Annotated in this window: 3 protein-coding genes; all 3 read right to left on the minus strand. The window is 46.4% G+C overall.

Features of this window, described 5'->3' with window-relative positions; all coding sequences use genetic code 11:
• Window positions 1-33: 33 nt before the first annotated feature.
• From ASG16_RS28030 to ASG16_RS28040, 3 genes are read right to left on the minus strand one after another with little or no spacing between them, the layout of a single operon-like run.
• Complete coding sequence (locus ASG16_RS28030) at window positions 34-8,307, minus strand: hybrid non-ribosomal peptide synthetase/type I polyketide synthase (RefSeq protein WP_056487450.1); 8,274 nt, start codon at window positions 8,305-8,307, stop codon at window positions 34-36.
• A complete protein-coding gene (locus ASG16_RS28035) occupies window positions 8,300-12,643 on the minus strand; it encodes a type I polyketide synthase (RefSeq protein WP_056487453.1) in 4,344 nt (1,447 codons plus the stop codon). Before ASG16_RS28035 ends, ASG16_RS28030 begins: the two co-directional genes overlap by 8 nt.
• 21 nt (window positions 12,644-12,664) lie before the next feature.
• Complete coding sequence (locus ASG16_RS28040) at window positions 12,665-13,321, minus strand: HAD family hydrolase (protein ID WP_056487456.1); 657 nt, start codon at window positions 13,319-13,321, stop codon at window positions 12,665-12,667.
• Window positions 13,322-13,362: the final 41 nt, after the last annotated feature.

Consider the following 13,362-nt stretch of genomic DNA (forward strand, 5'->3'; position numbering starts at 1 on the left):
TTTAAGAGAACGTGCCCAACTTGGCTAACACTGTTACGTATTAACAACATTTGAAACCAATTGCTTCGCCAAATGGGCAAAGCCTTGCACCAATTTTTTCAATTCTGTGGCTTTAAATAGCAAGCTGTCGTAGTCCAGATAAACCTTGATCCTTTCCTGGTTGTCCACTTCCCATCTCCATATCGCATTAAATGAAGACAAAGCTCTGCTAGGAACAGAAGGGGTCAACGGATACAGGAAATACAAGGTTTTATCCTGTTTCCGTCCCATGTGGTAAGGATCTGCAAGTACATTCAGACGATTATCGTTTTTGATGCTTTCCTTGACCGTCAGGAAAAGTGAGTCAAAATCGGTCATGTTGGAAAAATCAATTGTCACTGTCTGGACCTGCTCTTGCTTGTTCAACAGATGAATAGAAATGCAATCTTCATTTGACACTTGTTTCAACAAATAAAAAAGCAGAGAGAGCATGACTTCCTCGACCCGCATCTCATGGAACCGGGAGATTTGGAATAAGCCCTGTGCGGTGGTTGAGGCCAATTCCAACGCCAACGGAAGGTTTTCACCTCGATCATTTGTTGACAAGAAGTAATTGACGGGCAGTTTCACCCCACGCATTTCCTCACCTTGCGATGCTGAGATGCTCATCTCGATATAGGCAGCCAATTTTTCAATAGTCGGATGTGTAAAAATATCCGCCACATGGATTTGCAGCTCGAAAACTTCTCTTACTTTTTCCTGCATCAGTACAACGCTAAGTGATGTCCCACCTAAATCGAAGTAGGAATCTGCGGTGCTGATTCTCTCCAAGTGCAATAGCTCTTTCCAAATGGAAGTAAGCTGTTCTTCCACTTCGGTAGTCGGCTGTTTAAATGGATTGGAACTGACGAGTTGGATTTGTTGCAGGGATTTCAGCTTTTTCCTGTCTATTTTTTGGTTGCTGTTCAACGGGATTTTCTCAATGACGAAAAATTGCTGCGGGACCATATAAGCTGGCAAACGCTCCAGCAAGAACCCTTTCAGCTCACCAAAACTGACAGCCTTATCTGTCCCTAGTACCAGGTAGCTTGTTAAGCACCTGTCATCAACCCCGCCGGATTTCCCGGCACTTTCCACTATCGTATCTAGCACTACGACATTGTCCTGAATCCCTGGATACGAGGAAATAATTGCTTTTATCTCGGACAGCTCAACGCGAAAACCTCGGATCTTCACCTGATCGTCGACTCTGCCCGCACATTGAATAGTGCCATCCGCCAAAAACCGAGCGATGTCTCCCGTTCTGTACATCTTAGGGTGCAGGTCGCTATCGAATGGATTGGCTACAAACCTCTCAGCCGTTAGCGTCGGATTGTTCACATACCCGGAGGCCACACCCATGCCGCCTATATACATTTCCCCGTATACTCCCAATGGAACGGGTTTATTAAAACTGTCTAAAATATAGATTTGCGTATTGTCAATGGGCTTGCCAATCGTCTGCTGTTCCGCATCTGTAATCTCGGAAACAGTCGACCATATTGTGGTTTCCGTTGGTCCATACATATTCCAGAAAGATCCAACCCTCTCGAGCATTTCCCGGGCCAAATCTGTTGGCAGGCTTTCTCCGCCGCATAGAGCCTTCAATTGCGGACTGATTGACCATCCCGACATGATCATCATTTTCCACGTGGCTGGTGTCGCCTGCATTACTGTGATTCCGTGTGTTTCGAGCAATAACCTTAACTGGTTGCCGTCGCCCATTTCCGTTTTGGTTGCGAGTATTACCGTCGCTCCGGTAATGAGCGGTAAGAACAGTTCCAGCCCAAAAATATCAAAGGAGAAGGTTGTCACCGATAGAAGCTTATCCTCCGCTGTCATGCCTGGTTCTCTCGACATGGATAGCAGAAAATTGCTCAATGCACGATGCGGAACCATGACCCCTTTTGGCTTGCCTGTGGAACCGGATGTAAAGATGATATAAGCCGTCTGTGACGGTTCGACAGTAACGTTCAATGGAGTAGACGACTCTTGCAAAACTTCGTCCCACTCCTGATCCAGAAGCACCGTGCTTTGGAAATAGAGCTTGGTGTCTGCCAACAAATCGCTGGTGGAAATGATCACGTCTAATCCAGCTTCCTCTTTGATTTGTTGCAGACGCTGGAGAGGAATGCTGGCATCGATCGGAACATACGAGCCTCCCGCTACTAACACAGCCATCATAGCGATGGCCATCTCCAATGAGCGCTCGATGTATATTCCCACTGGTTTTTCCTGCATTCCCCCCTTTTTTTGCAAATAACGAGCTAACCTATTTGCCGCATGTTGCAATTCTCGGTAACTCAAAGATGATGTACCAATGGTTATCGCTATTTTTTCTGGATTTTTTTCCACTTGGCTCTCAAACAACGACACGACGTTTTGACTAAGGTCTACTTGACGTCGAGTTTGGTTAAAACCTACGAGCACTTGCTGTTTTTCGTTTTCGGGTACCATCTGTACTTCTGACAAAGCTATTGATGGCTCGTCTATAACATGTTTCATCAAATCTTCAAAATAACGAGCCATACGCTCCATCGTTTTTCTTGCAAACAGGTTCGTGGAATATTCAATCTCACAACCTATTTGTGAACCTTCCTCCCAAGCGGTAAAGCGAATGCTGAACATGGCTGTTTTGTGCTTGTAAAGCGAAGTGATTTCCTTCACTCCACCGATCTGATCTGTCTTGTCGTAGACATCTCGAAAACTGAACATGGTTTCAAATAAAGGGTTCCTACTCAAATCTCGCTGAATGTCCAAGCTGTTAATCAGCTCTTCAAATGGATAATCCTGATGATCCAATGCAGAAGAGATGGTTTGCTTGACGACTTGCAGCAATTTTGAAAAGGAGGTAGCTGCATCGACACATAGTTTTAGGGCAACTGTATCAACAAAGGGTCCGATGAGGTTCTCTAGCTCCGTCTGTTTCCTTCCAGACACAGGTGTTCCGACGATTACTGTTTCTTGCTGGCACAGTTTGGATAGGAGAGCAGCATAAAGAGCCAGCAGACCCATATTTACTGTAACGGCTTCCTTTTTCACCATACGCTTGAAGCGTTCTGTTGTATGTTCATCGATGTGAAACTGAATGAAGTCCCCGTCAAAACTTTGAATGAGAGGCGGCTTGAAATCCGTCGGCAATTGGAGCTTATTCTCATGCTCACCATTCGCGAATTGATCCAGCCAATACTGTTTCTGTCTTTCGAATGCAGGGCTGACTTTCATCGAAGATTGCCATTCAGCGTAATCCTTGTACTGCACAGGTAGAACTGGCAATTCTTCACCTTTAAAGAAAGACAGGAAATCTCTGATCAACAATTGATAGGACATTTCGTCTGAAATCAAATGATGCATATCTATGAGCAGCATCTTTTGATTTCGCTCATAGCCAATCCGAATAAGGGGAGCTTTTTCCGGTTCAAACGGCCGAATAAACCCAGAGATTGCCGCATCCATTCCTTCCTCGGTCAGGACCAGCTCCTCGATGGTGAATGGAATGGTTTCATGAACAGTCTGAACTACCTCTTGCCCTACGAAGCCAAAGGAGGTCCGGAAAATTTCATGACGTTCGATGAGCTTTTGAAAGATTTGCTCAATACTTTTCGGATCGATGTCCCCCTCTAATTGATACACGCCGGGATTGTTGTATACCGTCGTGAAAGGATGCATCTTTTGCAAGAAATAGACTCGCTTTTGAACCGATGTCAGCGGATAGTAGTCCTTTCGCGCTACAGGGTGTATCCCGCCCTCCCTACTTGGATTGGTTTGTTGCAGATAGGCGGAAATGCCGCCAACAGTAGGATGGTTAAGAAAATGCGCCATGGGAATGCGCTCGTTGAACAGCTTTTGGATTTTTCCCAGAATGGAGAGAGCCATAATGGAGTCTCCACCCAATTCAAACAAGCTGTCGTGAACCCCGATTGGTCTCACGCCAAACTGTGCTTCCCATACCTCTGTGATCTTTCGTTCCCGCTCGTTTTGCGGAGCGGTATATTCAGTTGTCAAATCAGGCCGTTCATACGTCTCCGTGTTACAAGGCTGAGGGTAATCAAAGGCGATTTCCTCTGAAATAAGGTGAATTTTCGCATCATGATACCGGGTCGTGAGCTCATTCAGGTCATAGGCAGAAATGACAACCTGCGGAATCTGAATCGTGCCTATCCGGGAAAAGATGTGCAGGCCTTCTTCTTCTGTTATGGCATTCTCTAGCTCCTCACCAGTCAATTGCCTATGCTTCTCTTCAATTTGCCGGGCCATCCCTGTCCCTCTCCATCTCTCCCAATTGATTGATAGAACAGGGAAATTACTTTTATTTCCATGGCAATAAATTGCAAATGAGTCCAGGAAAGAGTTTGCTGCGCAGTAACCCGCCTGCCCGATTGCGGGAATGTATGCACTCAGTGATGAAAACAGGATATAAAAATCCAGTGGCCTTTCGCGAAGAATCTCATAAAGAAAGTAAGTACCTTCTACCTTTGCTGCTAACATCTTCTTAGCGTTTTCTCGTGTGCAGCGTTGTATCATTTCCCCATCAGGCACACCTGCTGCATGGATCACTCCTGTCAGTTCTCCAGGTAGACTATCAACTTTTTTCATTAGTTCTTGCACTTGGCTCTTGTCGCTGATATCAGCATTCATGATGTGAATGTTCCCACCAACTCGCTCGATCTCCAATAACTGGCGAATTGTTCGGCTCACCCCATCATCGGGCTGGTGTTCCGAAAGCCACTCCTGCCATGTTTCCTTCGGAGGAAATGCAGATCTTCCCACCAGTATCAGGGTCGCCTGCGCTTTTTGCGCCAAAAATTTGGCAACGGCGAGGCCAATCCCGCCCAAACCGCCTGTTATTAAATACTTGCCGCCTTGCTTCAGCTCTATGCCGTCCTGGGCATGAGTGGAGATGGCATCATATGCTGGCAGCCAAAAATACTTGTTTTGATAGGCAACCACACCGTTCCAATCTTGCGAGAGAAATGGCAGGAGGAAAGAATCGAGAGCTTTGTCCATATCCATGGACCTCGGTGTGATGTCCATATCAAAGAAGCTGCATCGAATCGCCGGGTATTCAAGCGGAATTACTTTGATTGGTCCCAGTATGATAGACTTTTGCGGTTCATTCCGGTCAAAGCCAGTAACCTCACAGACCCCATTTGATATGACTTTCAACTCCATCGATTGCTCATAGAAATGCAAGCCGAATTCCTTGGCAATGGCTAGCAAACTATAATACCCGTTATCGAGAGATGTATCTAAATCGGATAACGTGAAGCCCTCTTCCTGTTCAAGCAGCAAGCTCCACATATGAATGGTCTCATCTGGCGTGAACGAACTCGCTTTCAATTCTTGAAAGAGCCAGCCATAATCCTCGTCTTTGCTCGGATTGATCGCAAATTCGTTGTCATTTATTTTCTGTCGATGCTCGCTTTTATAAACAACGATACATTGTTTGCTCAACTGTTTTATTTTTTGCGTCAGAAGCTCACTGATCAGGGACTGTTCGGCAAAAATCAATCGCCGCTTTTCTTTGTGAACATTGTTTTTGGAAGAAAGGATAGGTGTGTGCCGCTTCCATGACGGAACGTAATACCAATCCTCGATGTTTTTCCTTACCAACTGTTTCGATTGATTTGTAGCATTGGCTTGAAGTGCCGTGTCTTCCAACCAGAATTTCTTTCGCATAAATGGATAAGTAGGCAATGGGATTCGTGTTCCCTGTGGATTCAATTGGTTCCAATCTATGGTCACCCCGTATTGCCACAGCTTGCCGAGCCGCTTGTATAAATGGTGGTGCTCCGAGACATTGCTGTTTGCAAACGGGATGAGGTTTAGTATTTTTTGAGAGGGATCTGAGCCCAACGTACGTTTTGCCAAAGCACTCAAATCATGCCCGGGCCCGATTTCGATAAAAATAGCGCGTTGATCCGCTAGTAGCTGGATTGCCTTCGTAAACCGCACCGTATCTTTTAGCTGATTGATCCAATATTCGCTGGTGCCCAGATCTTCTTGCCCTGCCCAGTCTCCTGTTACACTGGAGATAAACGGAATCTGCATCGGCTGATACGCAACTGGTTGAAAGGCCGTCTGGTAATCATCCAATATCGATTCGACCCGTGACGTATGAATCACTTTCGGAAAAGGAAGAGGTGTGCAGATCCATTTGTTTTGTTTCAGCTTCTCTTCTAGGTTCAATACCAAATGTTTGGGTCCGCCAACTACGCAAGACACTTGGTTATCAATGGCAATTTCCAGCGATTCAGACAAGAAAGGAGTCACTTCCTCTACCGAAAGCGGAATACTGAGCATCAATCCATCCGGCAGTAGCTGAAATAACTCCCCACGTTTGACAACCAGTTGAATCGCCTGTTCTAGGGTAAACAGCCCCGCAATCGTCGCCGCGATATATTCGCCCAGACTGTACCCGATCACAACATCTGGTTGTATTCCCCATTCCATCAATAACCGGGCTAATGCGTATTCGAAAGCAAACAGAATGACTTGTCCATGATCCAAACTCGCTATCGCTTCCCTGGCTTGATCCCGATCATTATCTTTTGGAAACAGAATGGATCGATAATCGACCTCCGAGTATCGTTGTAGGATAGCGAAACAATGATCGAGGTGCTTCCGGAAAATCTCCTCTTTTGCATAGAGTTCTCGTCCCATGCTGACGTATTGGGATCCTTGACCGGAGAACATAAACACGATTTGTTCAGACTGTCCATCTGCCCGGTAAGTCTGTGATTGACGGGGATTTTTATCTTTCAAGGCACGGATCAGCTCCGCGCTGCTTTGGCAAACAATTGGCTTGCGATATTCAAAGGATTTTCGCCCCATTTGCAATGTATAAGCAATATCACGCAACCTGGTCTGGGGATGTTCCTCCACATGCTTCGCCAGGTTTTCGGCCATCTTTTCCAGCGATTCGCTGTTTTGGGCGGACAGTAAAATAAGGTGAGGCTGCTCCTCATCCTTCACCGACTCGTCGACCTCAGGGGCTTCCTCCAAAACCAAATGCGCATTTTGCCCCCCAACGCCAAACGAGCTAATCCCTGCCCGTAACGGAAATGGCCCATCGCTCCACTCACTCAACTTTGTGTTGATTGTGAACGGACTTTTCTCCATTTCCAAAATCGGATTGCTCTTAGAAAAATGGATCATGGGAGGGATCTGGCGGTGTTTCAGAGCGAGTACGGTCTTCATGAAGCCCGCCACACCCGATGCTGCATCCAGATGGCCAATATTGTTTTTGACCGAGCCCAAGACACATTTGGTTTGCCGATCATGAAAAACTTGTTTTAGCGCTGTAAACTCGATGGAATCACCCAGTTGTGTCCCAGTCCCATGGGTTTCAATGTACGAGATGCTCTCCGGCTCTACATCGGAGAGTTGCAATGCGCTTTGAATGACTTCTCTCTGTCCCTCAACACTTGGCGCCATATATCCCGCTTTACGGTTTCCATCGTTGTTGATGGCGCTTCCCTTGATAATGGCCCAAATATGGTCTTTATCCGCCAGTGCATTTTCTAGCGGCTTTAATACGACCACCCCGATCCCGTTTCCAAACAAGATGCCTGATGCTTTTTCGTCAAAGGCACGAATTCGTCCGTCTTTCGATAGAAAGAGCCCTTCTTCATACAGATATCCGCTTTTATTCGGAATCAAAATGGAAATGCCCCCAGCGAGCGCCATGTCACATTCACCACTAAGTAAACTGCGGCAGGCAGTATGAATGGCAGTTAACGACGTGGAGCAAGCGGTCGTTAGTGTCAAGCTGGGTCCTTTTAAATTGAATTTGTAGGAAATTCGTGAGGCTAGAAAATCTTTGTTGCTCAATTGGATTTCGGAGAAGAGATCGCGATGCTCTCCTTCATAGGAATAAACTCTAGCATTCCAGTTATAATTGCTCGATGCCCCTGCAAAAACGCCGATTAATCCGGAATAACTGTCAGGAATATATCCGGCGTCTTCCATGGCTTCCCAGGCAACCTCGTGAAACAGCCGAACCTGCGGGTCCATGACCAGGGCATCTTTTGGGCTATATCCAAAAAAACGCTCGTCGAAATATTCAAACTGATTGATGATCGCGCCGGCTTTTACATAGTTTTTATTCTGAATGAGTTCAGGCGGTACTCCTTCTGCTTTGAGCTCCTCATCGGTAAAAAACGTAACAGAGTCCAATCCATCCTTGATGTTATTCCAGAATTGCTGGCGATTGTTTGCTCCCGGAAAGCGGCAGGATAAGCCGATCACGGCGATTTCCAAGCCGTTGAAGTTTCGAGTCTCAGCCATTTCGAACCTCCTTCCCCTTTTTTCGCAGCATTTTTAATTTATCGATCCCTTTATGGACTATCTCGGAGCGATCAAAGCCGTGATCGTTTGCTTCCATTCCCTTGTCTTGCCCTTTCAAATACCCTGCCAGCTTGCGAATGGTCGGATATTCAAACCATGAAGAAATCAGAACGGGCTTATCCATATTCTTCTGAAGGATATCATTGATCCCTACAATATCCATCGAAGTGATTCCTGCATCAAAGAAATTGTCGTCCAAGCCCATTTTCGTATTCCCAATGTAATCTTGAATCGTTTCTTGCAGCAACATCTCCATGGACAACTCTTTCCGCCCTTGGCTCTTAAGCCCTTCCCCTTTGTATCGGGGCCGGTTGACCCAAAGGGCGAGCCTTGGCTCCAGGTCTGTTGTGGAAACAATAACATGCTCTTCTTGATGGATGAGAGAGTACAAATAAGCAAAAATTTGTCTACCTTCTGCGGGAGTGATCAGTTGTTCCATACGTTCACTCGCAGCTGTACGGTTGCCTGAATCAGAAACCGAGAAGTTCCAAGCATCCCAGCCGACGGACATCCATCTGGTTTGACTCTGCTCTTGATTTATCTTTTGGACAAAACTATCCATGAATTGGTTGGCCGCCGTATAGGCAACCAGTCCAATCCCACCGAGAATCGAAGAAAGGGAAGAGTTCACCATGCAATACGCAATCTCTCTATCTCTAATGAGCTTTTCAAGAATGAGGATACCTCTTATTTTCACAGAAAACTCTGCTTCACACATGTTCCGATTGATATGGGCAATCGAGTGCTGGAAGAAATCGCTTACGACTCTGCCCGCCGAGAAGATAACACCGTCAATCCGCTCAAACCTCTCGTCGATCTCTTCCAATAGGGCCTTCATTTGTGCTTCATCGCTTACATCTACCTGATACAGATGAACCTGTGCGCCCAGTGCTTTCAGTTGCATGATTTCGCGAATTTTCTGATGGGTAGGATCGCTGTCAGGAGAGTTGGCCAGATACTCCTGCCAGTGATCTTCCCGAGGGAACTGTGAGCGTCCAGTCAAAATAATTGTAGCTGGGCCCTGATGAGCCAGCGCGCTTGCTGCTGTCAAGCCAATCCCGCCCAAACCTCCTAAAACCAGATGAACCCCTCTAGCTTTACGATCGGAAGCAACGGGCAGATCAAAGAGAATGGGTTCGTACGTTCGCACCCATTTGTGACGGTAGCGGATGGCCATCATTTTTTCCGGATCTTGTTTGACCAACTCCTCAACGAGCAATTTCATGCCGATCTGTTTCTGCTTCTGGAACTCTTCCGCCGAAATTTCCAAATATGCGGAATGGACATTTCCAAATTCTTGTGGAATAACCTGGACAGCTCCGAAGGCAGTAGCATAATACGGCGACAAAGCTTCGTTCCCAATAATGGACTGAGACGCAGATGCGATAACAAATAACTGAATCGGCTGCTGGGGATCAAGCATCCCAAAAGATTTGCCCATGTGCAATAAGCTGTAAAAAGTGGGCGTCTGTACATGCTGGGAGACATCCTTTTCAAAGAACGAGGGCTCATCTAAAAGACTCCACATGTGAACGACTTTCCAGACCTGTCCCGGTTGAAAAACTTCTCGTAACAACGTGAGATACTGCTCGGTCTCTTCCGGATGAATCTCGTACTCATGTGGGGCCAGCTTGGAAAATGTACGGCCAGCTTTTACGGTACACACCCGTTTTCCTTTTGCTAACAGGGCTTGTTTAACTCCTTCTCCTATTCCGCTAGTATCAGTAAAGATTAAATAGGAATCAGACTGGTCGTCCATACGTGTACGGCCCAATCCGTTGTGCTGTTTCCATACGGGACGATACAACCAATTCTCCAGCTCATTTTTACGAATGGCATGTTGTTGTGTCGCTCGATCTTTCTTCTCAAACCAATACTTGTCTCTGTCAAAGGCATAGGTGGGGAGGGACAGGCGGTTTCTGTTCTCGCCAGAATACAGTTCTTTCCAATGAATTGAGCCCCCTTGCTTCCATATCTCCCCTAGACTGTTATAAAAATACCATTCTGTCGATTCCGTCATTTCTTGCGAACGCAACAGTTGGATGACAGGTAGAGGTTCGCATTCAGACCAATCCCGATGCTTCATCCCCATCTCAATTAGAAGGTGAATGTCCCTCTCCATGAGGTAGTTCTCCGTTGAGGATGTAACAGAGAGTTTTTGCATGTTGTGCAACCAAAAATCTGTGTCACGAATCAGCTCGCTCGTGATGGGAGAGCCGCTGAATATAACCTCCAGATCATTCCTCCCTACTCTCATCGTCCGTAATACAAAAGCGAGTTCTTCTTCCATCCGGCTTTGTTGTTCCTTTGCAGAATGAAGCCACTTGTGTTTTAGAACAATGATTCTAACCAGATCATTCATAGATAATAACTTCGCATGATAGACAGCGGAGAATATGCCTGTCCCCTCTGCAATCGCCACATGGGGTTTGATTCCGAGAGAAACCATAAAGTCAGCCAATGCACTTTGGTAAATGAACTGACTCATTTCCACATACATAGAGTCCAGCTTGTCCTCATGATGATCAAGCCTACTACCCTTCAAGATGCTCTCGATGCTAGGTACATCAACTGTTCCTGATGTTGTCCAGGCATGGAGATAGCCGTCAATGATACGGGCAAAGCCCTTTTCAGTCCGGTACAGCTCGTACCCAATTTTGAGAATCGCTTGACTTTGCGGCGAAAACAGAAGCCCAGTACGCAGCTCTTCTTTTTCCCTTTTGGATACGTCGCCCCTTCCTGTTTCAAGCAAGTGAACAGCTTCTGCGACTGAAGAGCAAACCACCATTTTTCGATAAGGAAAATGAACACGCCCAGTTTGCAATGAATAGGACACATCCGCAAGGGGAAGTCGGGGATGCTCACGGAAAAATTGCGCCATTTTCTTGCAAGTATTCTCTAATGCCTTCTCCGTTTTAGCTGAAAACAATAAGAGATGCTGCTGTCTAAAAGAAGCATCTGAAGGAAAGGAAGGAGCCTCTTCCAAAATTACGTGGGCATTAGTCCCTCCTATTCCAAAAGAACTAACGCCTCCCTTTGGGGAATGGCTCACTTCTTTCCATAAACGAGGCTTTGTGTTCACATAAAACGGGCTTTGCTCGAATGACAGCTTGGGATTCGGCTGCTCATGGTTAATGCAAGGAGGAATCACTTGATGCTTCAAGGCAAGAGTCGTTTTGATCAAGCCAATGATGCCTGCTGCGGTATCCAGGTGGCCGATATTGGGTTTGACAGACCCGATGGCGCAAAATTGGGGCTGGGTTGCTTCTGCTTGAAATACTTCTTTAAGCGCCTTTATTTCAACTGCGTCACCCAGTTCAGTCCCGGTTCCATGCGTTTCAATGTAACTGATTTCTCGTGGAGAGACGTTGGCAACCGTCAGCGCCTCATGAATGACTTGCGCTTGTCCGATTGGACTCGGCGCCGTATACCCAATCTTTTCATCTCCGTCATTATTGACGGCAGTACCGCAGATGACAGCCTGTATGTTGTCGCGATCACGAATGGCATCCGCCAAGCGCTTCAAAACAACAATCCCGATCCCATTTCCAAAAACAGTACCTGCGGAATCTGTATCAAAGACACGACAATGACCATCTGGGGAGACCATGCCTTCTTTTTGGAAGACATACCCTCCTGTTTGCTCACTTCGGATCGTCACGCCCCCTGCTAATGCAATGTCACACTCGCCATTCAATAGACTTTGACTAGCTAAATGGACTGCGACCAAGGAGGAGGAGCATGCCGTTTGCACATTGACGGAAGGCCCACGCAAACCCAATTTAAACGAAACCTTCGATGCCAAAAAATCTTTTTCATTGCCAATGCCGATTTGCACGTGCCCCAGTCTTTGCACAAGTTCCGGATCTGAATAAAGACGCAAAAAATAGCTGCTGATACAAGAGCTGGCGTAAACTCCTACCACTTGCTGCTCTATGTCCTGCACACAACTAGCATCTTCTAGCGCCTCCCAGGCACATTCGAGAAAGACACGGTGCTGCGGGTCGGTAATCTCTGCATCCTTTTCGGAATAACGGAAAAAGCCTGCATCGAAATACTCTGTATCTTTGAGGATAGCTCCTCTCTTTACATATTGAGGGTCGTTGAGGAGATTGACCGGAATACCTGCATCCCTTAACTCCTCATTTGTAAACGTCTTGATGGATTCCACACCGTTGACGATATTTCGCCAAAAAGCCAAAGGGGTGTCGGCATCGGGAACACGGCAGGCCATGCCAATGATGGCAATTTTTGAATGGATTACATCTTCATCCATCACTCACATCACTCCCGCTTTTCATAATGAAACTCTTGGATGATGAAAAAGGGTTTGCAACGCATGTCTGAGTTCATCGACGCTATAGGCAAAATAGCTAGGCGATTCTTGCTGGAGCACTTCTACTGAATTATGGCCCCATGCGACCGCAATGCTTTTGACCTCCGCCTCTCTGGCACAGATGAGATCGTTTTTTCCGTCTCCAACAAATACAGAGTGATCAACATTGGAGTGCAGTTGTTCGATGGCGAGCAGAAGGCTTTCCGGATGCGGCTTCGGATGGGTTACATCATCCGAACAGACTACTGTGTCAAAATAATCAATCAGCTCGAATTCTTTCAGGATGTGGATGGTTCGCTTGCGATCTTTTCCCGTACATAATCCGCATTTCCATCCTTCGTTTTGGATGAAGCGCAAAATCTCCTCCATCCCCTCTACAATCTCAATCAGGTGGATATTGGAGCTGGCTATTCTCCGATAATGTTCAACCATGCTAAGTGGCAGGTTCATTTTACTGAAAATGTTGGGAATGGAATCCCCACTGTGCCCCAGAAACTCCTCAAAAGAGGGAAGCGGACCATTGGAAACGAGCTGAAAGCTATCAAAGAATGCCTTACGCTGTACTTCTAGCGAATCAATAATCACTCCATCGAAGTCAAACACGACACTTTTTTGCATACCCTTCTCCTTTACCCTTCAAATGTCCAAAGCAGGAGGAG

The organism is Brevibacillus sp. Leaf182, from assembly GCF_001423865.2.
GTDB lineage: Bacteria > Bacillota > Bacilli > Brevibacillales > Brevibacillaceae > Brevibacillus > Brevibacillus brevis_C.

What these genes read in the sequence shown, in the direction of transcription:
- ASG16_RS28030 (WP_056487450.1), bottom strand. Translation starts at nt 8,307, where the DNA reads ATGGCTGAGACTCGAAACTTCAACGGCTTGGAAATCGCCGTGATCGGC.
- ASG16_RS28035 (WP_056487453.1), bottom strand. Translation starts at nt 12,643, where the DNA reads ATGGATGAAGATGTAATCCATTCAAAAATTGCCATCATTGGCATGGCC.
- ASG16_RS28040 (WP_056487456.1), bottom strand. Translation starts at nt 13,321, where the DNA reads ATGCAAAAAAGTGTCGTGTTTGACTTCGATGGAGTGATTATTGATTCG.